Raw genomic sequence first — 25,643 nt, 5'->3', positions numbered from 1 at the left:
CGAGTCCCGGCGCCGGCCGAGTCTAAAAAAGAAACTGGAGGAAGACTGCGCATGTCAGCCCTGAACGGTCTGAAAGTGCTGGAATTGGGCACGTTGATCGCCGGGCCGTTCGCGGCCCGCATGTTCGGCGAGTTCGGCGCCAGCGTCATCAAGGTCGAGACCCCGCATGGTCCCGACGGCAAGGGCGGCGGTGATCCGATCCGCAGTTGGCGCCACCTGCACGAGGGCAACTCGCTGTGGTGGACCGTCCAGGCCCGCAACAAACAATCCATCGCGCTCAACCTCAAGCATCCCGCAGGCCGCGAGATCGCGCGCAAGCTCGCGCTCGAAGCCGACGTGGTCGTCGAAAACTACCGGCCCGGCGTGCTCGAGAAGTGGGGCCTGGGCTACGAAGACCTGCGCGCCATCAACCCGGCCATCATCATGGTGCGGCTCTCCGGCTACGGCCAGACCGGCCCCATGCGCGATCAGCCCGGCTTCGGCGCCATCGGCGAATCCATGGGCGGCCTGCGCTACGTCTCGGGACATCCCGACCGGCCTCCCGTGCGCGTGGGCATCTCGATCGGCGACTCGATCGCCGCGCTGCACGGCGTGATCGGTGCCCTGATGGCGCTGCGCCATCGCGACGCCACCGGCGGACGCTGGAACGGCAAACTCGGCGCGGACTGCGTGGCGGGGCAGGGCCAGATGGTCGACGTCGCGCTGTACGAATCGGTGTTCAACCTCATGGAAAGCCTGGTGCCCGAGTACGACGTGGCCGGCGTGATCCGCGAGCGCACCGGCGGCGCGCTGCCCGGCATCGTGCCCTCCAACACCTACACCACCAACGACGGCCAGAACATCGTGATCGCCGGCAATGGCGATGCGATCTTCCATCGCCTGATGCTGGCCATGGGCCGCGATGACCTCGCCCACGATCCCGATCTGGTGCGCAACGACGGCCGGGCGCGCCGCGCGGCCGAGATCGACGGCGCGATCCAGGCCTGGTGCGACGGCCGCCCGATCGACGAGGCGCTCGCCACGCTGCGCGCCGCCGATGTGCCGGTGGGCAAGATCTACAGCGTGGCCGATATGTTCACCGACCCGCAGTTCATCGCGCGCGGCATGATCGAGCAGCACGCCTTCCCCGATGGCCGTCCGGTCAAGCTGCCGGCCGTGGTGCCCAAGCTCTCCGAGACCCCTGGCGGCACGCGCTGGCTGGGCCCGCGCTTAGGGGAACATACCGAGGAAGTCCTGAAAACGCTGGGGTATGATGCAGCGGCGATTGCGGAACTGGCTCAGACCGGCGCGATCAGCCTGGGGATCACACCAGAATCTTCGCCGCGCTCCTGAGGGGGCTGCCACAGGCAGTCCGGGAGCACGGCGTAATGCCTATTGCCGGCGCGGCGTCATGGTCCGCGCCGCCGACATTGCCGTCATTCGACGGCGCCAGAGGAGACACCCATGTCAGTCACGCGTCGTGATTTGCTCAAATTTGCCGGTGCCGCCGGTGCCCTGAGCATGGCCCCCGCCTTCGTGCGGGCACAGAAGCTCGAACGGGCCAAGGTCCAGATCGCCGTGGGCGGCAAGGCCCTGGTCTATTACCTTCCGCTGACCATCGCCGAAGTGAAGGGCTTCTTCAAGGACGAAGGCCTGGATGTTTCGATCGCCGACTTCGCGGGCGGCTCCAAGGCCCTGCAGGCCGTGGTGGGCGGCAGTGCCGACGTGGTGTCGGGCGCCTTCGAGCACACGCTCGCCATGCAAGGCAAGGGCCAGATGTACCGCGCCTTCGTGCTGCAAGGCCGCGCGCCGATGATCGGCGTGGGCGTGTCCAAGAAAAACATGCCCAACTACAAGGGCCCGGCCGACCTGAAGGGCAAGAAGATCGGCGTGACCGCGCCGGGATCGTCCACCAACATGGTGGTCAACTTCTTCCTGGCCAAGCACGGCCTCAAGCCCAGTGATGTGTCCATCATCGGCGTGGGCGCCGGCGCGGGCGCCGTGACCGCGCTGCGCAGCGGCCAGATCGACGCCATCTCCAATACCGACCCCGTCGTGTCGATGCTCGAGCTCGCCGGCGACATCCAGACCATCGTCGATACGCGCACCCTCAAAGACACGCTCGACATCTTCGGCGGCAACATGCCCGCCGGCTGCCTCTACGCGCCGCAGAAGTTCGTCGAAGCCAATCCCAACGTCGTGCAGGCCCTCACCAATGCCATGGTGCGCGCCGACAAGTGGATCCAGAAGGCCGGCGTCGACGAGATCGTGAAGGTCGTGCCCGAATCCTATCTGCTGGGCGATCCCACCGTGTACAAGGCCGCCATCGCCAAGAGCATGGAAGGCCTGTCGCCCGATGGCCTGATCCCCGACGACGGCGCCGCCACCGCGGTCAAGGCGCTGGCCGCATTCTCGGCCGAGTTCGATGCAGGCAAGATCGATCCGGCCAAGGCCTGGACCAACGACTTTGCGCGCCGCGCCAACGAGAAGTATCCCAATGTCTGAAGCTGCACTGACGCTGGAAAACATTACTTGCACGTTCGTCGCGCGCGACGATCGCAGCAAGCGCTACACCGCGGTGCAGGACACCACGCTGTCCATCGCGCCGGGCGAGTTCGTCTCCGTGGTCGGTCCGACCGGCTGCGGCAAGTCCACGCTGCTCAACGTGGGGGCCGGCCTGCTGTCCCCCTCGTCGGGGCAGGTCAAGGTGTTCGGTCAGCCGCTCACCGGCATCAACGAACGCGCCGGCTACATGTTCCAGGGCGAAGCGTTGCTGCCCTGGCGCAGTGCGCTCGAAAACGTGATGGCGGGTCTCGAGTTCGCGGGCGTTGCGCGCCCCGAACGCGAGGCCAATGCCCGCGAATGGATGCGCCGTGTGGGTCTGGGCGGTTTCGAAGATCGTTATCCGCACCAGATGTCCGGTGGCATGCGCAAGCGCGTGATGCTGGCCCAGACGCTGATCCGCGATCCCGACATCATTCTGATGGACGAGCCGTTCTCGGCACTCGACATCCAGACGCGCCAGCTCATGGAAAACGAAGTGCTCGAACTCTGGATGGCTAAGCGCAAGGCCGTGCTCTTCATCACGCACGATCTCGACGAAGCCATCGCCATGAGCGATCGCGTCGTGGTGCTGTCGGCCGGTCCGGGTACCCACCCGATCGGCGAGTTCCAGATCGATCTGCCGCGTCCGCGTGACGTGGCCGAGGTGCGCGTGCACCCGCGTTTCGTCGAGCTGCATGCCGCCATCTGGGGCGTGCTGCGCGAAGAAGTCCTGAAGGGCTATGCCCAGCAGAAGCGAGCCTGAACCATGTCGAAGCTGATCAAACCGGGCTCCGCGAGCCTGCGCCTGTGGCAATTGTTGCTGCTGGTCATCATCCTGGCCGTGTGGCACATCGCCACCCGTGATTCTCAAATTGCCTTCTTCTTTGGCGAGCCGCTCAAGGTGGCGGGCCGGATCTGGGCGTGGTTCGTCACCAACGGCGATATCTACGGCCATCTTTGGGTCACCCTCACCGAGACCGTGCTGGCGTTCGTGATCGGCACCGTCGCCGGCCTGGGCTTCGGCCTGTGGCTGGGGCTCTCGCCGGTGGCCAGCGCCATCCTCGATCCCTACATCAAGGCGGCCAACTCCATGCCGCGCGTGATTCTGGCGCCGATCTTCGGCATGTGGTTCGGCCTGGGCATCTGGTCCAAGGTCGCGCTGGCCGTCACGCTGGTGTTCTTCATCGTGTTCTTCAACGTCTACCAGGGCGTGCGCGAGGTGAGCCCCACGCTGCTCGACAACGCCCGCATGCTGGGCGCGCGCCGCCGTCAGTTGCTGCGCCACGTCTACCTGCCGTCGGCCACCAGCTGGGTGTTCTCCAGCCTCCACACCTCCGTCGGCCTGGCCTTCGTGGGTGCCGTGGTGGGCGAGTACCTGGGCTCGGCCAGCGGCGTGGGCTACTTGATCCTGCAGGCCGAAGGCACGTTCGACGTGAACACGGTGTTCGCGGGCATCGTGGTGCTGACCGCCTTCGCGCTCGTCCTCGATTACGTCGTGGGCGTGGGCGAAAAGCGCCTGATGAAGTGGCAGCCCAAATCGGGCGAGACCGAGAAGCTCTAGCGCGCCTTCGGGCTCCGCGGCTTCAAAAATAGAAGAGCCAGGGCGATGCCCTGGCTCTTCTGTTTTGTGCGCCCGGCGGGGCGTCGGCGATGCCTATCCGCCGTTGCGCGCGGGCTCGTGGCGGATCTCCGTGGGCTCGAAGCGCATGGCGTCGTACGGAACCCAGGTCGGGCCATTAATCAGCCGGTAGCCCAGCCACATCAGCAGGAACATCGGGATGCCGATGTAGGTCGCCGCCGCGCCGATCCAGTCGATCCGATCCTGCACGAAGGCCTGGTAGTTCTGGCCCAGCGTCACGACCAGGCACAGCACGAAGGCGAGAATCGGCGCCACCGGAAACGCGCCGGCGAGATAGGGCAGGCGCGCCAGGTCCAGGCCGTGGCGCACGTAGCCGCGGCGAAATCGATAATGGCTGACCACGATGCTCAGCCACACGATGAACTCCGTCATGCCGGCCAGATTCAGCAGCCAGATGTACACGGCGGCCGGGCTGTAGATCGCGCTCGCCAGGCACAGGCAGGCCAGCGCGGTGGTGCCCAGCAGCGCATAGAGCGGCACGCCCGCGCGCGTCACGCGCGCGAAGATGCGCGGCGCCTGGCCTTCGGTGGCCATGTTGTAGAGCATGCGCGTGGCCGCATACATACCGGAGTTGCCGGCCGACAGCACCGAGGTCAGGATCACCGCGTTCATGACCGAGGCGGCGGCCAGCAGGCCGGCGTGTTCGAACACCAGCGTGAACGGACTCACCGCGATGTCGCTGACCTTCGAGCGCAGCAGCTGCGGGTCGGTGTACGGGATCAGAAAGCCGATCACCACGATCGACAGCACATAGAACAGCAGGATGCGCCAGAACACCTGGCGGATCGCGCGCGGCACGTCGCGCTGCGGGTTCTCGGACTCGCCCGCCGCCACGCCGACCAGCTCGGTGCCCTGAAACGAATAGGCCACGATCATCGCCACGCCCACCAGCGTCGCGAGGTTGCCCACGATCGGCGCATCGCCCACGGTCCAGTTCTGGAAGCCCGGCATGTGGCCGGTGTGCAGAATGCCGGTGATGATGGCGACGCCGGTCACCAGAAAGCAGATGACGGCGATCACTTTGATCAGCGCGAACCAGTACTCGGACTCCGCGAAGCCCCTTGCCGAGAAGGCGTTGAGCCCGATCATCAGCAACAGAAACAGGCCGCTCCACAGGATGCCGGGTATATCGGGCAGCCAATATGCCATCACGATCTGGGCCGCGACCAGGTCCACGGCGACCACGATGGCCCAGCTGAACCAGAAGTTCCAGCCCAGCGCGAACCCGAAGCCGCGATCCACGTAGCGCGCCGCGTAAGTGGAGAACGACCCGGCCACCGGCATGAAGGCCGCCAGTTCGCCCAGGCTGGTCATGATGAAGTACACCATCAGTCCGATGACGAGGTAGGTGAGGAGCGCGCCGCCCGGCCCGGCCTGGGCGATGGCCGATCCCGATGCCACGAAGAGCCCGGTGCCGATGGCCCCGCCGATGGCGATCATGTTCAGGTGGCGGGTTTTCAGCACGCGGCGCAAGCCCTCGGGGGCGCCCTGCGTGGGGCCAGACGGTTCGGCCATGGATGTTCTCCTCAATTCGATAGCGGTGGTGCGGGCGTGGCGTGCGGGAGCATGCGATGCCCCGCGCGGTCCGCCGGGCGCAAGTGTACGACTCGCGCCCGCCCGGCCGCGGCGGGCGCGCCAACGCCGGGCGCCGGCTCACCGTGCGCGCGGGCGGGTCCGCCTCGGGCGCGTGGGTGGTGAGCACGTTCCATACCGGAAGCGCGCCACATCGGAAGAGAGGGAACAATAGGACAGCGGCGTGGGCCGCTCGGCCACGGCGGGGCGCCGTGGCCGGGGGCGGGCTCAGCGGCCGGCCTGTGCCTCGAGCAGGGCGTCGAGCTTGCGGCCATCGGCCACGAACGCGCGGATGCCTTCGGACAGCTTTTCGCTCGCCATCGCATCTTCGTTGAGCAGCGTGCGGAAGCTCACTTCGTCGGCGGGCACCACGGCCGGCACCTCCTGAGTGGCCTGCGCCGGGTCGAGGCGCGCGGGCGCGTCGCCCTGCGCCTGCGACAGTTCCGTGAGCAGCTCCGGACTGATGGTGAGCAGGTCGCAGCCCGAGAGCGCGAGGATCTGACCGCTGTTGCGGAAGCTGGCGCCCATGATCTCGGTGGCGATGCCGTGTGCCTTGTAGTAGCGGTAGATGCGCGCCACCGACAGCACGCCGGGATCACGCTCGCCGCTGTTCGAGGCTTCGTCCCAGGCGGTGCCGGCGCTCTTCTTGTACCAGTCGTAGATGCGGCCCACGAACGGCGAAATCAGTTGCACGCCGGCCTGCGCGCAGGCCACGGCCTGGGGCAGCGCGAACAACAGGGTGAGGTTGCAGCGGATGCCTTCCTGCTGCAGCACGCGGGCGGCTTCGATGCCTTCCCAGGTGGACGCGATCTTGATCAGGACGCGCTCGCGCGGCACGCCCGCCGCCTGATACAGGGCGATCAGCCCGCGGGCCCGCTCGACGGTGGCGCGCGTGTCGAACGACAGGCGCGCATCGACTTCGGTGGACACGCGGCCCGGCACGATGCCGAGGATCTCGCGGCCGAACGCGACCAGCAGCCGGTCGGTCTGCTCGGCCAGGCTGGCGCCGCGATGGTCGCGCACGGTCTGCTCGAGCAGCGGCCGGTAGGCGTCTTTCTGGACGGCCTTGAGAATCAGCGAGGGATTGGTGGTGGCGTCGGTGGGGCGCAACGCGCGCATCGTTTCGAAATCGCCGGTGTCGGCGACGACGGTGGTGTGGCGGCGCAGGGCATCGAGCTGACTGGTCATGACGGGACGGCGTGCCTTCAAAGGTTGGGAAGAGGAATCTCCCAAGCGTAGCATCGGCCCGGCGACAGCCGGCCCTGGCGGGCGGCTACAGAGCGCAACAATATGGGGACAAAAGATGCGGGGGGCGGGGCAGGCGCGGCGAGGCGGGCAGGGCGCGGAGGAGGAATCGGACCGAAACCTGGACGGCCGCGGGGTGGGTTCGCCCCCCCAAAACGGGCGTTTCAGCCTTTAACGGCGCGGTTTTTACGGGAAGATGACCGGTCGAGGTATAATCTGAAAGTTTGATTATCGATTCAGAAACCGGGGTTTACTGTGCTGCCGCAACTTTTTCCCGAGGGGATCAACCGCTTCCCTCCTGCAATTCTGGCTTTGGCGGACGGTACCATTTTTCGGGGCGTATCGATAGGCGCGCCGGGTCATACCGTGGCCGAGGTGGTGTTCAACACCTCCATGACGGGCTACCAGGAAATTCTCACTGATCCCAGCTACAGCGAACAGATCGTCACGCTGACCTATCCCCACATTGGCAATACCGGCGTCAACACCGAAGACGTCGAAGCCAACCGTGTGTACGCCTCCGGTCTGGTGGTGCGCGACTGTCCCGCCCGAGTGTCCAATTTCCGTTCCACCCAGTCCCTGCCCGAGTACCTCGCGGCCCAGGGCGTGGTCGCCATCGCGGGTATCGACACCCGCAAGCTCACCCGCATCCTGCGCGACAAGGGCGCCCAGGGCGGGTGCATCTTCGTTGGTGATGATGCCGAACGCGCCGTCGAGCTGGCGCGCAGCTTCCCGGGCATGTCCGGCCAGGATCTGGCCAAGGTCGTTTCCCAGAAAGACACCACCTCCTGGACCCAGGGAACCTGGGAGCTCGGCAGCGGTTTCTCCGCGCCGTCCCAGGACCAGTTCCATGTGGTCGCCTACGACTACGGCGTGAAGCAGAACATCCTGCGTCTGCTGGCCGACCGCGGCTGCCGCATCACGCTGGTGCCCGCCCAGACCAGCGCCGACGAGGTGCTCAAGCTCAATCCCGACGGTGTGTTCCTGTCCAATGGCCCCGGGGATCCCGAGCCCTGCGACTACGCCATCGCCGCGACCAAGGTGTTCCTCGAGCGCAAGCTGCCGGTTTTCGGCATCTGCCTGGGTCACCAGATCATGGGCCTGGCCGTCGGCGGCAAGACCGTCAAGATGAAGACCGGTCACCACGGTGCCAACCACCCGGTCCAGGACATGCAGTCCAAGCGCGTCTTCATCACCAGCCAGAACCACGGCTTCGCGGTCGACGCCGCCAGCCTGCCGGCCAACACCCGCGTGACCCACGTGTCGCTGTTCGACGGCACGCTGCAAGGCTTCGAACTCACCGACCGTCCCGCGTTCTGCTTCCAGGGCCACCCCGAAGCGAGCCCCGGTCCGCACGACATCATCGTGCTGTTCGACAAGTTCATCAGCCTGATGGCCGGCCAGAAATAAAGATTCCACCATGCCCAAGCGTACAGACATAAAGAGCATCCTCATCATCGGCGCCGGCCCGATCATCATCGGGCAGGCCTGCGAGTTCGACTATTCGGGCGCGCAGGCGTGCAAGGCGCTCAAGGCCGAGGGCTATCGCACCATTCTGGTCAACAGCAACCCGGCCACCATCATGACCGACCCGGAGACGGCCGATGTCACGTACATCGAGCCCATCACCTGGCAGGCGGTCGAGAAGATCATCGAGCGCGAGAAGCCCGATGCGCTGCTGCCCACGATGGGCGGCCAGACCGCGCTGAACTGCGCGCTCGACCTGGCCCACAACGGCGTGCTGGCCAAGCACAACGTCGAACTGATCGGCGCCAACGAGCATGCCATCGAGAAGGCCGAAGACCGCCAGAAGTTCAAGCAGGCCATGACCGACATCGGTCTCGAGTCGGCCAAGTCCGGCGTGGCGCACAGCATGGACGAAGCCTGGGAAGTGCAGCGCCGCATCGCGGCCGAAGTCGGCACCTCCGGCTTCCCGGCGGTGATCCGCCCCAGCTTCACGATGGGCGGTTCGGGCGGCGGTATCGCCTACAACGCCGAAGAATTCGAAACCATCTGCCGCCGCGGCCTCGAGGCTTCGCCGACCAGCGAACTGCTGATCGAAGAATCGCTGCTGGGCTGGAAGGAATTCGAGATGGAAGTGGTCCGCGACAAGGCGGACAACTGCATCATCGTCTGCTCGATCGAAAACCTCGATCCGATGGGCGTGCACACCGGTGACTCGATCACCGTGGCGCCGGCCCAGACGCTGACGGACAAGGAATACCAGATCATGCGTGACGCCTCCATCGCGGTGCTCCGCGAGATCGGCGTCGACACCGGCGGCTCGAACGTGCAGTTCGCGGTCAATCCGCAGAACGGCCGCATGATCGTCATCGAAATGAACCCGCGCGTGTCGCGTTCGTCGGCGCTGGCCTCCAAGGCCACCGGCTTCCCGATCGCCAAGGTCGCCGCGCGTCTGGCCGTGGGCTACACGCTCGACGAGCTCAAGAACGAAATCACCGGCGGCGCGACCCCGGCCTCGTTCGAGCCCACGATCGACTACGTCGTCACCAAGGTGCCGCGTTTCGCCTTCGAAAAATTCCCGCAGGCCGATGCGCGCCTGACCACCCAGATGAAGTCGGTGGGCGAAGTGATGGCGATCGGCCGCACGTTCCAGGAATCCTTCCAGAAGGCCCTGCGTGGCCTCGAGGTCGGCGTCGACGGCCTCAACCAGAAAACCACCGATCGCGAAAAGCTGCAGGTCGAACTGGGCGAGCCCGGTCCCGAGCGCATCTGGTACGTGGGCGATGCCTTCGCCCAGGGCTTCTCGCTCGACGAAGTGCACAACATCACGCACATCGATCCGTGGTTCCTGGCTCAGATCAAGGAAATCGTCGACATCGAGCTCGCGCTCGAACAAAAGACGCTGGCCGATCTCGACTACGCCACGCTGTTCGAACTCAAGCGCCGCGGCTTCTCCGATCGCCGTCTGGCCTTCCTGCTCGACTCGTCCGAGTCCGAAGTGCGCAAGCTGCGTCATCAGCTCAACGTGCGCCCGGTCTATAAGCGCGTCGACACCTGCGCCGCCGAGTTCGCCACCCGCACCGCGTACATGTACTCGACCTACGAGGAGGAGTGCGAGTCGCAGCCGACCGATCGCAAGAAGATCATCGTGCTGGGCGGTGGCCCCAACCGCATCGGCCAGGGCATCGAGTTCGACTACTGCTGCGTCCACGCCGCGCTGGCGCTGCGCGAAGATGGTTACGAAACCATCATGGTCAACTGCAACCCCGAAACGGTTTCCACCGACTACGACACCTCCGACCGCCTGTACTTCGAGCCGCTCACGCTCGAAGACGTGCTCGAGATCGTCCACAAAGAAAACCCCGCCGGCATGATCGTGCAGTACGGTGGCCAGACCCCGCTGAAGCTCGCGCGCGCCCTCGAGGCCAACGGCGTGCCCATCATCGGTACCAGCCCCGAGTCGATCGACGTCGCCGAAGACCGCGAGCGCTTCCAGAAGCTGCTCAACAAGCTCGGCCTGCGCCAGCCGCCCAACCGCACGGCCCGTACCGAAGGCGAAGCCCTCGCGCACGCCGCCGAGATCGGCTACCCGCTGGTGGTGCGTCCGAGCTACGTGCTCGGCGGCCGCGCCATGGAAATCGTGCACGAACAGCAAGACCTCGAGCGCTACATGCGCGAAGCGGTCAAGGTGAGCAATGACTCGCCCGTGCTGCTCGACCGCTTCCTGAACGACGCCACCGAAGTCGACGTCGACTGCCTGTCCGACGGCGAAACCGTCTTCATCGGCGGCGTCATGGAACACATCGAGCAGGCTGGCGTGCACTCGGGCGACTCCGCCTGCAGCCTGCCGCCGTACTCGCTGTCGGCCGAGGTCATCGCCGAGATCAAGCGCCAGACCGCCACCATGGCCAAGGCGCTCAACGTCTCCGGCCTGATGAACGTGCAGTTCGCCATCCAGGGCGGCGACGTCTACGTGCTCGAAGTCAATCCGCGCGCCTCGCGCACGGTGCCTTACGTGTCCAAGGCCACCGGCCTGCAGCTCGCCAAGATCGCCGCGCGCGCCATGGCCGGCCGCACGCTGGCCGACCAGGGCATCACCAAGGAAGTCGTGCCCTCGTACTTCTCGGTCAAGGAAGCCGTGTTCCCGTTCGTCAAATTCCCGGGCGTGGACACGATCCTCGGCCCCGAGATGAAGTCGACCGGTGAAGTCATGGGCGTGGGCCAGAGCTTCGGCGAGGCCTTCGTGAAGTCGCAACTCGCGGCCGGCGTGCGCCTGCCCGAGGGTGGAACCGTGTTCATCAGCGTGAAAAACCAGGACAAGCCCCGCGCCGTCGAAGTGGCCCGCGGTCTGTTCAACCTGGGCTTCTCGCTGGTCGCCACGCGTGGCACCGCGGCCGAGATCCAGGCTGCCGGCATCCCGGTGCAGGTCGTCAACAAGGTCACCGAAGGCCGTCCGCACATCGTCGACATGGTCAAGAACGGCGAGATCTCGCTGGTGATCAACACGGTCGAAGAGCGCCGCAACGCCATCGTCGACTCGCGCACGATCCGTACGCAGGCGCTGGCCAACCGCGTGACGTTCTTCACCACGATCGCCGGTGCCCGCGCCGCGGTCGAGGGCATGCAATACCTGCGCCAGGGCCTCGGCCTGCAGGTGTATCCTTTGCAGGAGTTGCACGCCGCGCTCTAAGGCGTGATGCAGGACCACCCCCCGGGTGCGTGCGCGCCACGCACCCGGGGCATTCGGAGACTCATCCCATGAAGTGGATCATTCTCGCGATTTTCGTTGCCACCGCAGTGGTGGTGCATTACCGCGGACGCGTGCGCCATCGGTTCGCGCGCCAGGCGTTGGATCACTCCACCTTCACCGCCCCGCTCAACGTCTTCATGTACGCCTTCTCTGGCGTGCCCAATCAGCCTTATCTCGATCTGCAGTCGTTTCCGCAACTCAAGGTGTTGCAGGAGCGCTGGGAAGAGATTCGCGCCGAGGCCGAGCAGTTGTTCGGCGATGGCCACATCAAGGCCTCGGGCAAGTACGACGACGCCGGCTTCAATTCCTTCTTCAAGAGCGGCTGGAAGCGGTTCTACCTGAGCTGGTACGACCAGGCCCATCCCTCGGCCAAGGCGCTCTGTCCGGTCACCACCGAGCTGGTCAGCCAGATCCCCGGCATCAAGGCCGCGATGTTCGCGGCGCTGCCCCCGGGCAGCCGCCTGCCGCGTCACCGCGACCCCTATGCCGGTTCGCTGCGCTATCACATGGGCCTCATCACCCCGAACAGCCCGGACTGCTACATCAACGTCGACGGCCAGGACTACTACTGGCGCGACGGCGAAGCGGTGATGTTCGACGAGACCTACATTCATTACGCCGAGAACAAAACCGACCAGAACCGCATCATTCTGTTTGCCGACATCGAGCGGCCGATGCGATATCGCTGGGCCCAGGCCATCAACGCGTTTTTCGGCAAGCTGCTGCTGAAGGCGGCCGCCTCGCCCAACCAGGACGGCGATCGCACCGGCGGCATCAACCGCATCTTCGGCACGGTCTATGCCGTGCGGCGCTTCGGCAAGCGCCTCAAGAAGAAAAGCAAGCCGCTGTACTATGCGTCGAAGTGGTTGCTGGTCATCGGCATCTTCGCGCTGATCTTTTTCTGATCGGGCGCCTGCCCGGCCGGTGCGCGCCCGCCACGGAGGCCTCCGTCGCGGGCGTTTTCATTGTCGTGTCCTTCAGGAGTGCTCCGGCCCATGCCGCATCCCGTGCAGAATGTCTTCATCACCGGCGCCAGCAGCGGTCTGGGCGTGGCCCTGGCGGAACGCTATGCCGCCGCGGGTGCCCGGCTGGCGCTGGTCGGCCGGCGCGGAGAGGCCCTGCGCGCGCTGGCCGATCGGCTGCCCGGAGACCATCGTTGCTACGCGCTCGACGTGCGTGATCGCGCCGCCCTGCATGCGGCGGCGCACGATTTCATCGGGGTGTGCGAAGGCCGGGTGGACGTGGTCATCGCCAGCGCGGGCATCAGCGCCGGCACCGTCACGGGCGAGGCCGATGACTACACCGTGTTCAAGGCCATCTTCGACACCAATGTGCTGGCCATGTTCGCGACCTTCGAGCCGTTTGTCGAACCTATGCGCGAGCGGGGCGCCGGCCGGTTGGTGGGGATCGCCAGCGTGGCGGGGATCCGGGGGCTGCCGGGCGCCGGTGGCTACAGCGCGTCGAAATCGGCGGTGGTGAGTTATTGCGAAAGCCTGCGGCTCGAGCTGTCGGGATCGGGCGTGGAGGTGGTCACGATCGCGCCGGGCTACATCAAGACGGCCATGACGGCCAAGAATCCCTATCGCATGCCGTTTCTGATGCCGGCGGAGCGCTTCGCCGAACGGGCCTACGAGGCCATCGAGCACGGCGTGTCGTACACGGTGATTCCGTGGCAGATGGGCATCGTGGCCAAGCTCATGCGCCTGCTGCCCAATGCGCTGTACGACAGGCTCGCCCGCAACGCGCCGCGCAAGCCCCGGCACGGCGCCGACTGAGCCGCGGCCCGCGTGCGGGCCACGAGCCGCCCCACGTCGATGGCGCCGCAGCGGTCGGACCGGCCCAGGCGAGACAGCGGGACAGGCTCAGGGCGTGACGTCGTCGCCCACTTCGTCAAGCACGTGGCTCACGTCGCCCCAGTCGATCACGCGCCACTGACGCGGCGCCACCTCGACCCGATTGATGCTGACGTTCAGCAGCGCCGCGTCGCGCGGGCCATTGAGCGGCACGCCGCTGGCGTGGCGCCAGATGATGTCCAGCACGCCGCCATGCGTGAACGCGAGAATGCGTTCGCCATCGTGACGCGCGGCGATGTCTTCGACGGTGGCGATGATGCGCGACTGGAACTGGCCGAGCGTTTCGCCGCCTTCGAGGGCGCGCAGGGGATCGCGGCTCTTCCAGGCCGCGGCGGCCTCGGGTGCCTTGGTGTCGAGCGAGTCGTAGTCCAGGCCTTCGAGCACGCCGAAGCCGCGTTCGCGCAGCCCGGGCTCGGTGCGCACGCGCAGATCGAGCACCGCGCTGACCGGTTCGGCGGTGTGCAGCGCGCGCTGCAGATCGCTGCTGTAGATGGCCGCGAAGCGCGTGTCGTCGAGCTGGCGCATGCGATGGGCCAGCAGGCCGGCCTGGTTGCGGCCGTTGTCGTTCAGCGGGATGTCCTGCCAGCCCTGCAGGCGGCGCTGGTGATTCCAGTCGGTTTCGCCGTGGCGGATGAACCAGATTTCAGTCATGAGATGCGAGAGCCAGTGCGGAAGCCGGTCCCGGCTTCCAGATTTTGCGGATCATGGAGCTTAACGCCACCATCAAGGCTTCGCCAGCCCGTTCCGGCGGCACGATGAAGCCCAGGGTCGCGTCGGCGCGCGCCTGGCCCCAGACGATGAACTCGCGCGAGGCGGCGCCCGCCAGCGCGGTTTCTTCGCGCAGCAGCGCGCACCCGGCGCCGGCGCGCACGAGCGCGTCGATGTTGGCCTGGTCGTCGTTCTGCATCACGACGCGCGGCGTCAGCCCATGGCGCTCGAACATATCGCGCAGCAGCAGATGCGTGTGGCTGCCCGCCGGGCCGTCGAGCCAGGGCAGCTGCGCGATATCGCGCCAGCCCGCGCGCTTGAGCGTGTCGCCCAGCGCGTTGGGCAGCGCGATGCGATAGCGCACGCTGCGCAGCGCCAGCCATTGCACGCCTCGCGGCGGATTGGCCACGATGGCGAAGGCGGCCGCGAGCTTGCCCGTGCCGACCTGCTCGAGCAGTTGCGCCGCGGGCAGGACGTGGGTCTTGAGCTCGACCAGGGGCAGGCGCTGCGTCAGCGCGGCGGCCAGCTCTCCCAGCCGCAGAAAGTCGGGCTGCTCGCTCGGCACGCCCAGGTCCACCGCGCCCTGCAGCGCGCCCTGCATCTGTTGCGCTTCGGACTTGAGCTGTCCGCCCAATACGAGCAGGGATTCGGCGGTGGGCAGCAGCAGCTCACCCGACTTCGACAGTGTCATGCGCCCGGCCGCGCGCTCGAAGAGCGCCACGCCCAGGCTCTGCTCCAGGGCCTTGATCTGCGCCGTGACGGCGGGCTGGGTCAGCGACAGGGCCTCGGCCGCGCGCGTGAGGTTGCCCAGCCGCGCGACGGTCACGAAAGCCCGGATCTGATAGATTTCCATGGCGTAAGGGTAGGGTCGACCCGTTGCGTGCGCAACGGGTCTTACCCCGAGGACATCAGGCCGCGAGCAGGCGGATCTGCGTGGGCTCCAGGCCCACCGATACCGGCGCGCCGACCGGGAACGGCGAGAGCCCGGCCAGATGCGTCTGGTCCGCCGTCAGGCGTTGCTCGCCCACCTGTACCTGATAGCGCGTGAACTCGCCCAGGAACTCGCTGGCCTCCACCACGCCGGGCAGCCACACGTAGCGCGCGTCGCCCAGGCCGTCGGCCATTTCGATCTGCACGGTGTGGGGCCGGAAGCTGGCCGCCAGTCGCGGCGCATCCGGAATCTCGCCCGCCACCGGCAGATGCAGTTCGCCCACGCCCTCGACGCTGAGCAGCACGCCGCCGCGTCCGCGCTCGCGCACCGCGCCCTCGAGCACATTCATCGTGCCCACGAAGTTCGCCACGAAGCGGTTCACCGGATAGTCGAACAGGGTGGTGGGCGAGCCGATCTGCTGCACGACGCCGTGATCCAGCACGGCCATGCGGTCGGCCGTGGTCATGGCCTCCTCCTGATCGTGCGTCACGAAGATCGTGGTGATGCCGAGACGACGCTGCAGCGACAGCAGGTCCTGGCGCATCTGCACGCGCAACTTCTTGTCGAGGTTGGAGAGCGGCTCGTCGAGCAGCAAGACCTGCGGCTCGATCACGATGGTGCGCGCGAGCGCCACGCGCTGCTGCTGCCCGCCCGAGAGCTGGTTGGGCCGGCGTTTGCCGAACGCCGACAGGCCGACCAGATCGAGCGCGGCCTGCACCTTGGCGCGGATTTCCTCGCGGGGCAGCTTGCGCTCGACCAGCCCGAAGGCCACGTTGTCCCACACCGTCATGTGCGGCCACAGGGCATAGTTCTGGAACACCATGCCGATGTTGCGCTTCCAGGGCGGGGTGCCCGAGACGTCGCGGCCATCGATCAGCAGCTCGCCGTGGCTGTGCTGATTGAAGCCGGCGATCAGGCGCAGCAACGTGGACTTGCCCGAGCCCGAGGGGCCGAGCAGGGCGAAGAACTCACCCGGCTCGATGTCGATGTTCACATCCTTCAGCACTTCGTTCTTGCCGTAGGAGAGCCGGATATTGCGGCATTGGACGCTGACTTTCTTCATGCGGATTCCTCGTTGCGTGCGGGGCGCTGCCGGACGGAGGCGCGCTCGACCAGGAGATGCGAGATATAGGTGCCGATGCCGACCGCCACGACGGCCAGAACACCGAGGGCGGCGCCGGGCCCGCGGCCCGCGGCGCTCTGCATATAGAGATAGATGCCGTAGCTCATGGGAGCCTGGCTGTCGCGCGTGACGAGCATGATGGTGGCCGACAGCTCCACGGCCGCGGTCACGAAGCTCGTGACGAAGCCGGCCAGCATGCCGCCCGCCATGAGCGGAATCACGACCCGCCGGATCGTGCTCATCCGGTTCGCCCCGAGCGACTGGGCGGCTTCCTCGAGCGACACGTTGATCTGCTGCAGCGCGGCCACGCACGACCGCAACGCATACGGCAGTCGCCTGACCGAGTACGCGATCATGATCACGATCCACGACGAGGTGAGCAGCGTGCCGGTGCCCGGGATCTCCACGCCGCGGAAGGTGCGCAGGAAGCCGATCGCCAGCACGATGCCTGGGATCGCCAGTGCGGCGGATGCGAGGAAGTCCAGCCATTGCCGCGCGGGCAGCCGCGTGCGCAGCATCAGGTAGGCGATCGCGGTGCCCAGGATGACGTCGATGCCGGCGGCCAGGCCGCAATAGAGCAGGGTGTTACCGATCATGCCCTGCGACTCGCTGAACACGGCCGTGTAGTGCGCCAGCGTGTAGCCGTCGGGCAGCGGAGCAAAGCTCCACACGCTCGCCAGCGACAGCAGCAGCACGCCAAGGTGGGGCGACAGCACGAGCAGCAGAACGAGGCCGATCCAGCCATAGGCCAGCACCGACTCCGCGGGGCGCAGCTTGCGCTTCTGGATCGACGAGCCGCCTTTCTGCAGCGTGGAGTAGTCTTTGCCGCGCAGGACGCGGGCGGACAGCCACAGCGCCAGAATCGAGAACGCGATCATGATCACGCTGATCACGTAGCCCAGCGGATCCTCCAGCCCGACCTGCGTGATGCGCAGATAGGCTTGCGGCGCCAGCATGTTGGTGGTGCCCAATACCAGCGGCGTGCCCAGATCGTCGAACACCTTCACGAACACCAGCGAGGTGCCCGCCACATAACCGGGCAGTGCCAGCGGGAAGATGACCCGTCGGAACAGACGAAAGCCGCGCGATCCCAGATTGAACGCCGCCTCTTCCATCGAGCCGTCGATATTGCGCAGCGCCACCACCAGGTTCATCAGGATGAACGGGAAGTAATGCAGCGCCTCGACGAAGATCACGCCGTTCAGGCCATCCATGAACGGAATCGTGAAGCCGAACCACTCATCGAGCAGCAGGTTGACCGTGCCCGAGCGGCCGAACAACAACTGCATCGCGACCGCGCCGACGAAGGGCGGCATGATGAGCGGCAGCACGCCGAGGGTCTGGATCAGCAGCGCGCCGCGGAAATCGAAGCGCACCGTGAAGTATGCGAGCGGCACCGCGATCAGCGAGGCCAGCAGTGCCGACCACCCGGCCACATACAGGCTGTTGAAGAACGCCTCGCGCATCAGCGGCTGCGCCGCGAAGGCGCCGAAGTGCCCGAGCGTGAAGCTGCCGTCGGCGTTGACGAAGGCACTGTAGAAAACGGTGCCCACCGGGAACACCAGGAACAGGCCGAGAAACCCCAGCACCAGCAAGGCGGCGAACAGGGGACCGGCAGGCAAGCGGGAAGAGCCCGATAGCATCATGGACCATCCAGGAAAAAAACGGGAAAGAGTAGGGGGAGCGGGCGGCCAGAAACCTGGCCGGCCGCTCCAAGCCGGTCGTTGCCGGCCCTCGATCAGAGCGCGGCGGCCTGGCGGGCCAGCTTCACCGCTTCTTCATAGTTGGCGCGGGCCTTGCCGTTCCATTCGCCTTCCATCTGCGTGATCTGCTGGTTCACCGCGGCATCTTTCTTGTTGCCGGCGAAGATCTTCAGGAACGCGGGATCGGCGGCGCGCTTGCCGTCGACCAGCGGTGCCCAGGCGAGTTTGCGCGCCTGCGCCAGCAGCTCGGCCGGCTTGCCGCTCTTGGCCTTGTCGCCCAGCTTGGCTTCCGCCTCGTAGATGGCGCGCGTGGCGGCCTGCAGCTCCTTCAGGCGGAACGTGATGGTCTGGTCGTACAGGCTCTGCACCACGTAATAGCGCGACTGCGACAGGTCGGCGTCGAAGTGCACCTTGCTGCGCTTGGCGATCTCGGCCGGATCCGGGTAGCCCTCCGGAATCTTGCCCTTCATCTGGTCATAGGGCAGCACGGGCAGGCGCGAGATCTTGGGTTCGAGCAGCAGCTCCTGACCGGCTTCGCTCAGCGTGAAGGCGATGAACTTCTTGCCTTCCTCGCTATTCTTCGCGCCGTCGATCAGCGCGATGTTGGCCGGCACGATCGCGGTCTCGGAGGGATACACGAACTCCACCGGGAACTTCGAATACTTGCTCGACAGGCCGAAGAAGTCGATCACCGGGCCGGCGGCAAACTGGCCGTTGTTTACGCCATCGGGCACGCCGAACGAGCGTTCGGTGACCGCGCTGGCGTTGCCCGACATGCGCAGCAAGGTCTGCCAGCCTTCGTCCCAGCCCTCGCCCTGCAGAATGGTCTCGACCGTGAGATGCATCGTGCCGGAGCGCGACGGCGCCGTGATGCCGACGTGGCCGAACCATTGCGGCGCGAGCAGATCCTTCCACTCGACCGGCGGCGTCAGCTTGTGCGCCTTGAGATAGCGGGTGTTGTACATGATGCCGTAGCCGGCCAGGGCCTGGCCCATGTACATGCCCGAGGGGTCGTTGATTGGGTAGCTGCCGATCTTGTCAGGCACATTCTTGTTCAGCGCGTCCGGCGCCTTGGCGAGCAGCTTGTCGCGGTTGAGCACCTCGAACGCGTCGGGCGCGCTGGCCCAGAACACTTCCGGGCGCTGGCCGGCGGGCGTCTCGCGCACGAACGCGATGCCCGCCACGGTGTTCTTGTTGAGGATTTCCAGCGTGATGCCGGGATTGGCCTTCTCGAAGGCCGTTTTGTAGGCCTGGGTCAGGTCCTTGGGAAAGGACGTGATCACCGTCACGGTGCCGGCCAGGGCCGGCCCGCAGGCGGCCAGCAACGCGGCTGCCAGCGTGGGACGCAGGATGCGCATGGTCTGTCTCCTCTTGTATTGGATTTGTAGGACGACCATAGACGCGCCCCCGCGGACCGTCCAATCACAAATTCTGATGTGCCCGATCATTGCGAACGCGCGCCCATCGGCATAAATCCCGTTGCAGGCTGTTTGCCGTGGCCCTTACACTTGCGCCCGCCTATCCCTTCCTGAGTGGAATTTCCATGTCCGACTCCTATTTCCCGCGCTGGCGTCAGGTCGACGACTCGGTCCCCGGCACCATCATCGCGCCCGACGAGCGCCTGTCCTGGCCCAAGAACGTGGCCATGGGCGCGCAGCACGTCGTCGCCATGTTCGGCTCCACCGTGCTCGCCCCGCTGCTGATGGGCTTCGACCCGAACGTGGCGATCCTGATGTCGGGCATCGGTACCCTGATCTTCTTCCTGTTCGTGGGCGGGCGCGTGCCCAGCTATCTCGGCTCGAGCTTTGCCTTCATCGGCGGCGTCGTCGCCGTCACGGGCTACGCCGGCTCGGGGCCCAACGCCAATATCGGCGTGGCGCTCGGCGCGATCATCGCCTGCGGCCTCGCTTACACGCTCATCGGCGTGCTGGTCTGGTTCGTCGGTGACCGGCGGGGCGGCGGCGCGCGCTGGATCGAAGCGCTGATGCCTCCGGTCGTGACCGGCGCGGTCGTGGCCGTGATCGGGCTGAACCTGGCGCCGATCGCCGCCAAGGGGGCGATGGGCACGTCCACGTTCGATGCCACCATGGCCATCGTCACCATGTTCTGCGTGGGCGGGATTGCCGTGGCCACGCGCGGCATGGTGCAACGCCTGCTGATCCTGGTGGGCCTGATCCTGGCCTGCGTGATCTACGCGATCTGCGCCAACGGGCTGGGCCTGGGCAAGCCGATCGACTTTTCCGGCGTGGCCGCCGCGGCCTGGGTCGGTCTGCCGACCTTCGCCGCGCCGGTGTTCAAGGCCGAGGCCATGGGCCTCATCGTCCCGATCGCGATCATCCTGGTGGCCGAGAATCTCGGCCACGTAAAGGCGGTGAGCGCCATGACCGGCCGCGACATGGACCGCTACCTGGGCCGGGCCTTCGTGGGCGACGGCGTGGCGACCATGGTCTCCGGCGCCGTGGGCGGCACGGGCGTCACCACCTACGCCGAGAACATCGGCGTCATGGCGGTCACGCGCATCTATTCCTCGCTGGTGTTCGTGCTGGCCGCGCTCATCGCCATCGTGCTGGGCTTCTCGCCCAAGTTCGGCGCGCTCATCCAAACCATCCCCGGTCCGGTGCTGGGCGGCATGTCGGTGGTGGTGTTCGGTCTGATTGCCATCGCCGGCGCGCGCATCTGGGTGGTCAACCAGGTCGACTTCGCCGATAACCGCAACCTGATCGTGGCGGCCGTCACGCTGGTGCTGGGCGCGGGCGATTTCACCCTCAAGATCGGCGACTTCCTGCTCGGTGGCATCGGGACCGCCACGTTCGGCGCCATCATCCTGTATGCGGTGCTGGGCCTGCTGCGCCGGCCCGCGCGCCGTTGAGGGTTCTGTGGCGATACGACGATAACGACGGCGAAATCATGCCGAAATAGGGTCGAAATCGCAGCAACATCGGCAGCCGGTGGGGCCACTTGCATTTTCTTTCGGCTTTGACCACAATGATGACTTGATTGCCCCGGTTCCGACCCGAGCCGGGGTTTTGTTTTGGTCGAAGCCTCGCCGCATCACGACGGCAGTGCCGGCCCAGGAGACAAAAAAGGGGAGCGTGGGCTCAGGCCCTCGAACTCTCCCGGGTCCCCCTTGCTCGCCTCGCCCGGCCGTGCCGTTTGCTCAAGCATCGGACGCGGGGGTGCAGCTCGGCCTAGACCTTCACCGAAGCGCTCCATCGGAGCGTTTTCATTTTTTTGTTTGGGAAACGACATGTCTGCCATTCCGTTGACAGTGCGCGGGGCCGAGCGCTTGCAGGCCGAGTTGCACCGCTTGAAAACCATCGAACGCCCGTCCGTGATCAATGCGATCGCCGAAGCGCGTGCGCAGGGTGATCTGTCGGAAAACGCCGAATACGACGCCGCCCGCGAGCGTCAGGGTTTCATCGAAGGCCGCATCGCCGAACTCGAGGGCACGCTCTCGAACGCCCACTTGATCGACCCCACGGCGCTGGACGCCGAAGGCCGTGCCGTGTTCGGCGCGACCGTCGACATCGAAGACCTGGATTCGGGCGACCGCCTGACCTACCAGATCGTCGGCGACGTCGAAGCCGATATCAAGTCCAACCTCATCTCCGTCTCGAGTCCCGTCGCGCGCGCGCTGATCGGCAAGAGCGAAGGCGATGTGGTCGAAGTGCAGGCCCCGTCGGGCGTGCGTGAGTACGAAGTCCTCGGCGTGCGTTACCTCTGACGCCGATTCCGCCCCCGCGGAGCCCGGCCGCAGTTTCCTGCGCGCCACGCAACGGCAGCCCGAGCGGCGCCGTCGATCCAGGCACCTGAGCGGTGCCGCCCTTTCCAGCCCGGCTAGTGGCCAGGAACGGGTACAAAGCGTGGTTCCGAGCTCCAGGCCCAGGGTATGCCAGACGCAGGTCTGGTCGTCCCGATCCGGGTTGGGGGCGCGGTTTTATCTTCTTGGAAGTTTCCCTGCGAGTCCCGGCCGCGCGCCCGGGTGCCGTCCTTAAGGCTGGGCACCAGGTGCCGTCCTGACAGGCCGTGCCCGACAGCTCGTGCCTGAGCGGCAGTGCGCCTTACAGGCCGTGCGTTACCGGCCCTGCCTTACGAGCGCACGCAAGCGTGCCATCTGCATGGGCAGATCGCAAAGGACGGACAGGGGAAAAAAGAAAACGCAGCCGGCGCCGCATGAGCGGCGACGGCTGGTAGAGAGACTTACTTGCGGCCCGTGCGGGTCGTCTTGCGAACGGCGCCGGTGCGCACGCCGCCGCCCGAACGGGCACCGGCTCGCAGGCTGAGCGCGCTGCCGGCGCGGCGCGGCACACCGTGCGGCGTGGCGGCGGCCTTGCGGTTGCTCGGGCGGGCCGGACGGCCGTTTTCGTTGAGCAGCTCGCGCGCCTTCGAATGGCCCAGCTTGTCGGGCACGGCGGCCTCGGGCTTGCTGCGGGCGGGACGGCTCTTGGTGAGCGTCTTGCCTTCGGCGGCGAGCTTCTTGGGCGTGTGCGGCTCGGACGCGCGGCGCTTGGTGCCGGTGCTTTCCGATTCGGCATGCGCGCGGGTATCGTGGCGGTAGAGGATGAACAGCTTGCCCAGGTGATGCACCGGGGCGCACGACAGCGTGTCGCAGATGGTCGCGAGCATGGCTTCGCGGGCCTCGCGGTCGTCGCCGCCAGCGCGAACCTTGATCAGTTCGTGGGCGTTGAGGGCGCGGTCGATTTCTTTGAGCACGGCCTCGGTCAGGCCGTTGTCACCGATGAGGACGACCGGGCGCAGGGCATGCGCGGCGGACCGCAGGTCGCCGCGTTCGCGAGAGGTGAGTTCTAATATAGGCATGCGTGGAATTGTACGGTAATGGCCAAGAATAAATTCTCCAAAGACTGGATTCACCAGCACATCAACGATCCTTATGTGAAGCTGGCGCAACAGAAGGGTTATCGCGCCCGGGCGGCGTTCAAGCTGATCGAGATCGTCGATGCCGAAAAGCTGCTGCGCCGCGGCGACGTCGTCGTAGATCTGGGGTCGGCCCCCGGTAGTTGGTCGCAGGTCGCGCGCGAGCGTCTGGCCGGACCCGGCGGCGTGGTCGACGGCCGCATCATCGCGCTCGACATGCTGCCGATGGAGCCCATCGCGGGCGTCGAGTTCTTTATCGGCGACTTCCGCGACGACGAAGTCCTGCACGAGCTCGAAACCCGCGTCGGATCGCAGGCGGTAGACCTTGTAATCTCCGACATGGCCCCCAACTTGTCCGGGGTAGGCTCTGCCGACTCGGCGCGCATTGCGCACTGTTGTGATCTGGCCCTTGAATTCGCCCGGTCGCACCTGAAGCCCAATGGCGCCCTGATCGTCAAAGCCTTCCATGGCAGCGGGTTTTCTCAGATCGTCCAGTCGTACAAGCAGGTGTTCAAGCGGGTCGTCGAGCGCAAGCCCAAGGCTTCGCGCGATCGGTCCTCCGAAACTTTCCTGGTGGCACGCGATCTGAAATAGCCGTTTTGTCGCAGTAACGCCCCGCAGTACCGTCCAAAGGGGGGCGCCCGCCTTCTGCACGATCCGCTCTCACGGCCTGCGCCCTGGGCCGCAGACCGGCAAATGTCACTGGCAAATCCCTACGGCAAAAGTCTTACACCAAACGAAACCGTCCGGTCCCGGGCGGCGTCCCACGCGAACCGCTCTGACAGGGTAGAATGGGCCATTGACAAATTTGTTGGCTGGGTTTTCTCGCGGGAAGCCAGCCACCGGTCGGAATCGATAGCAGGAGATCGACCTTGAACAATTCGTTTTCTAAAGTCGCGGTCTGGATGGTGATCGCACTGGTCCTGTTCACGGTATTCAAGCAGTTTGATGGCCGTGCACAAAGCCAGGACGGTGTGTCGTACACCCAGTTCATGGACGACGCCAAGGCGGGTCGTATCCGCAAGGTCGATGTGCAGGGCGACGTGCTTTACGTCACGCCCGACTCCGGCCGTTCGTACACCCTGACGTCGCCCGGCGACCTCTGGATGGTGTCCGATCTGCTCAAGTACGGCGTGCAGGTCTCCGGCAAGGCGCGCGAAGAGCCGTCGCTGCTGATGAGCATCTTCGTGTCGTGGTTCCCGATGCTGCTGCTGATCGGCGTGTGGATCTTCTTCATGCGACAGATGCAGGGGGGAGGCCGTGGCGGCGCGTTCAGCTTCGGCAAGTCGCGCGCTCGCATGCTCGACGAAAACACCAATCAGGTCACCTTCGCCGACGTCGCCGGTTGCGACGAAGCCAAGGAAGACGTGCAGGAGCTGGTGGATTTCCTGCGCGACCCCAGCAAGTTCCAGAAGCTCGGCGGCCGCATTCCCCGCGGCGTGCTGATGGTCGGTTCGCCCGGTACCGGCAAGACCCTGCTCGCCAAGGCCATCGCCGGCGAAGCCAAGGTGCCGTTCTTCAGCATCTCGGGTTCCGACTTCGTTGAAATGTTCGTCGGCGTGGGCGCGGCCCGCGTGCGCGACATGTTCGAAAACGCCAAGAAGCACGCGCCTTGCATCATCTTCATCGACGAAATCGATGCGGTGGGCCGTCAGCGCGGCGCCGGTCTCGGCGGCGGCAACGACGAACGCGAGCAAACCCTCAACCAGATGCTGGTCGAGATGGACGGCTTCGAGTCGGGCCAGGGCGTGATCGTGATCGCCGCCACCAACCGTCCCGACGTGCTGGATCCCGCGCTGCTGCGTCCGGGCCGCTTCGACCGTCAGGTCGTGGTGCCGCTGCCCGACATCCGCGGCCGCGAGCAGATCCTCAAGGTGCACATGCGCAAGGTGCCCCTGTCGCCCAACGTCGACGCCACCATCCTGGCGCGCGGCACCCCTGGCTTCTCCGGCGCCGATCTGGCCAACCTGGTCAACGAAGCCGCGCTGTTCGCCGCCCGCCGCAATGGCCGCACGGTCGATATGTCCGACTTCGAAAAGGCCAAGGACAAGATCATCATGGGTGCGGAACGCCGCTCCATCGTGATGCCCGAAGAAGAGCGCAAGAACACCGCTTACCACGAGTCCGGCCATGCCATCGTGGCGCGCATGCTGCCCAAGACCGACCCCGTGCACAAGGTCACCATCATCCCGCGCGGTCGTGCGCTGGGCGTGACCATGCAGTTGCCCGAGGGTGACCGCTACAGCATGGACAAGGAGCGTCTGCTCAGCACCATCGCCGTGCTGTTCGGTGGCCGTATCGCCGAAGAGATCTTCATGAACCAGATGACGACCGGCGCCTCGAACGACTTCGAACGCGCTACCGCCATCGCTCGCGACATCGTGACCCGCTACGGCATGACCGACGAGCTGGGCCCGATGGTCTACGCCGAAAACGAAGGTGAAGTGTTCCTGGGCCGCAGCGTGACCAAAACCACGCATGTGTCCGAAGCCACGATGCAGAAGGTCGACAGCGCGATTCGTCACATCATCGACGAGCAGTACGGCGTAGCCCGCCGCATCCTCGAAGACAACCGTGACAAGGTCGAAGTCATGACCAGCGCGTTGCTCGAGTGGGAGACGATCGACGCCGACCAGATCGACGACATCATCTCGGGCCGCCCGCCGCGTCCCCCGAAGACCCCCCAAGGTCCGTCCGACACGCCGGATTCGCCCGCGTCGGGCGTGGCGTCGGGCAGCACGCCTGCCGCGGTCTGAT

The 25,643-nt window shown here is 66.2% G+C and carries 20 protein-coding genes; 12 read left to right on the top strand and 8 right to left on the bottom strand.

Annotated elements, in window-relative coordinates:
* The first annotated feature begins 51 nt into the window (after nt 1-51).
* From CAL25_RS18655 to CAL25_RS18640, 4 genes are all read left to right on the top strand, one after another.
* A complete protein-coding gene (locus tag CAL25_RS18655; protein ID WP_094802753.1) occupies nt 52-1,332 on the top strand; it encodes a CaiB/BaiF CoA transferase family protein in 1,281 nt (426 codons plus the stop codon).
* A gap of 111 nt (nt 1,333-1,443) precedes the next feature.
* The gene (locus CAL25_RS18650) at nt 1,444-2,484 is read left to right on the top strand and encodes an ABC transporter substrate-binding protein (protein WP_094802751.1); all 1,041 of its coding nucleotides are present in this window, start codon (nt 1,444-1,446) and stop codon (nt 2,482-2,484) included.
* Complete coding sequence (locus CAL25_RS18645) at nt 2,477-3,286, top strand: ABC transporter ATP-binding protein (RefSeq protein WP_094802749.1); 810 nt, start codon at nt 2,477-2,479, stop codon at nt 3,284-3,286. Before CAL25_RS18650 ends, CAL25_RS18645 begins: the two co-directional genes overlap by 8 nt.
* 3 nt (nt 3,287-3,289) lie before the next feature.
* Nucleotides 3,290-4,084 (top strand): ABC transporter permease, encoded by a 795-nt coding sequence (locus CAL25_RS18640; RefSeq protein WP_094802747.1) that lies wholly within the window; start codon nt 3,290-3,292, stop codon nt 4,082-4,084.
* Nucleotides 4,085-4,177: 93 nt separating this feature from the next.
* Here the strand turns inward: CAL25_RS18640 and CAL25_RS18635 are convergent, their stop codons facing one another.
* Together CAL25_RS18635 and tal are read right to left on the bottom strand one after the other, a co-directional pair.
* Entirely contained in the window at nt 4,178-5,677 is a 1,500-nt protein-coding gene (locus CAL25_RS18635; protein ID WP_094802745.1) for an amino acid permease, read from the bottom strand.
* 285 nt (nt 5,678-5,962) lie between these two features.
* Nucleotides 5,963-6,922 carry a transaldolase gene (gene tal / locus CAL25_RS18630; protein ID WP_170948534.1) on the bottom strand — a complete coding sequence of 320 codons (960 nt, stop codon included), beginning with the start codon at nt 6,920-6,922 and terminating at the stop codon, nt 5,963-5,965.
* Between the two features lie 312 nt (nt 6,923-7,234).
* On the opposite strand from tal, the gene carA reads away from it, so the two are divergent.
* From carA to CAL25_RS18610, 4 genes are all read left to right on the top strand, one after another.
* Nucleotides 7,235-8,389 (top strand): glutamine-hydrolyzing carbamoyl-phosphate synthase small subunit, encoded by a 1,155-nt coding sequence (gene carA, locus CAL25_RS18625; RefSeq protein WP_170948533.1) that lies wholly within the window; start codon nt 7,235-7,237, stop codon nt 8,387-8,389.
* A gap of 10 nt (nt 8,390-8,399) precedes the next feature.
* Entirely contained in the window at nt 8,400-11,633 is a 3,234-nt protein-coding gene (gene carB, locus CAL25_RS18620; protein WP_094802739.1) for a carbamoyl-phosphate synthase large subunit, read from the top strand.
* Between the two features lie 68 nt (nt 11,634-11,701).
* Nucleotides 11,702-12,598 (top strand): lipid A hydroxylase LpxO, encoded by an 897-nt coding sequence (gene lpxO, locus CAL25_RS18615; RefSeq protein ID WP_094802737.1) that lies wholly within the window; start codon nt 11,702-11,704, stop codon nt 12,596-12,598.
* Between the two features lie 102 nt (nt 12,599-12,700).
* Nucleotides 12,701-13,468: an SDR family oxidoreductase gene (locus CAL25_RS18610; protein WP_094803283.1), complete on the top strand. Its 768-nt coding sequence runs from the start codon at nt 12,701-12,703 to the stop codon at nt 13,466-13,468.
* 87 nt (nt 13,469-13,555) lie between these two features.
* Here CAL25_RS18610 and CAL25_RS18605 read toward each other — a convergent pair whose 3' ends face one another.
* The 5 genes from CAL25_RS18605 to CAL25_RS18585 all read right to left on the bottom strand — a co-directional run bounded on the left by CAL25_RS18605 (nt 13,556) and on the right by CAL25_RS18585 (nt 19,369).
* Entirely contained in the window at nt 13,556-14,197 is a 642-nt protein-coding gene (locus tag CAL25_RS18605; RefSeq protein WP_094802735.1) for a histidine phosphatase family protein, read from the bottom strand.
* Nucleotides 14,190-15,107: a LysR family transcriptional regulator gene (locus CAL25_RS18600; RefSeq protein WP_094802733.1), complete on the bottom strand. Its 918-nt coding sequence runs from the start codon at nt 15,105-15,107 to the stop codon at nt 14,190-14,192. The genes CAL25_RS18605 and CAL25_RS18600 overlap by 8 nt, the downstream gene beginning before the upstream one ends.
* 55 nt (nt 15,108-15,162) lie before the next feature.
* Nucleotides 15,163-16,248 carry an ABC transporter ATP-binding protein gene (locus CAL25_RS18595; RefSeq protein WP_094802731.1) on the bottom strand — a complete coding sequence of 362 codons (1,086 nt, stop codon included), beginning with the start codon at nt 16,246-16,248 and terminating at the stop codon, nt 15,163-15,165.
* Entirely contained in the window at nt 16,245-17,954 is a 1,710-nt protein-coding gene (locus CAL25_RS18590; protein ID WP_094802729.1) for an ABC transporter permease, read from the bottom strand. The genes CAL25_RS18595 and CAL25_RS18590 overlap by 4 nt, the downstream gene beginning before the upstream one ends.
* Before the next feature lie 92 nt (nt 17,955-18,046).
* On the bottom strand, nt 18,047-19,369 hold the full coding sequence (locus tag CAL25_RS18585; protein ID WP_094802727.1) for an ABC transporter substrate-binding protein: 1,323 nt from the start codon (nt 19,367-19,369) through the stop codon (nt 18,047-18,049).
* Between the two features lie 185 nt (nt 19,370-19,554).
* Here CAL25_RS18585 and CAL25_RS18580 point away from each other — a divergent pair, with 185 nt between their 5' ends.
* On the top strand, nt 19,555-20,880 hold the full coding sequence (locus CAL25_RS18580; RefSeq protein ID WP_094802725.1) for a solute carrier family 23 protein: 1,326 nt from the start codon (nt 19,555-19,557) through the stop codon (nt 20,878-20,880).
* A 378-nt stretch (nt 20,881-21,258) separates the two neighbouring features.
* A complete protein-coding gene (greA, locus tag CAL25_RS18575) occupies nt 21,259-21,735 on the top strand; it encodes a transcription elongation factor GreA (RefSeq protein WP_094802723.1) in 477 nt (158 codons plus the stop codon).
* A gap of 476 nt (nt 21,736-22,211) precedes the next feature.
* Here greA and CAL25_RS18570 read toward each other — a convergent pair whose 3' ends face one another.
* Nucleotides 22,212-22,829, bottom strand: coding sequence for a YhbY family RNA-binding protein (locus tag CAL25_RS18570; RefSeq protein ID WP_094802721.1), 618 nt, complete (start codon nt 22,827-22,829; stop codon nt 22,212-22,214).
* 18 nt (nt 22,830-22,847) lie between these two features.
* Here CAL25_RS18570 and CAL25_RS18565 point away from each other — a divergent pair, with 18 nt between their 5' ends.
* Nucleotides 22,848-23,480, top strand: coding sequence for an RlmE family RNA methyltransferase (locus tag CAL25_RS18565; RefSeq protein ID WP_094802719.1), 633 nt, complete (start codon nt 22,848-22,850; stop codon nt 23,478-23,480).
* A gap of 278 nt (nt 23,481-23,758) precedes the next feature.
* Nucleotides 23,759-25,642, top strand: coding sequence for an ATP-dependent zinc metalloprotease FtsH (gene ftsH, locus CAL25_RS18560; protein WP_094802717.1), 1,884 nt, complete (start codon nt 23,759-23,761; stop codon nt 25,640-25,642).
* Nucleotide 25,643: the final 1 nt, after the last annotated feature.

This window comes from Bordetella genomosp. 5, from assembly GCF_002261315.1.
Taxonomy (GTDB): Bacteria; Pseudomonadota; Gammaproteobacteria; order Burkholderiales; family Burkholderiaceae_B; genus Bordetella.
The sequence above is the reverse complement of the archived record's forward strand: the minus strand, read 5'-3'. Positions and strand labels throughout refer to the sequence as shown.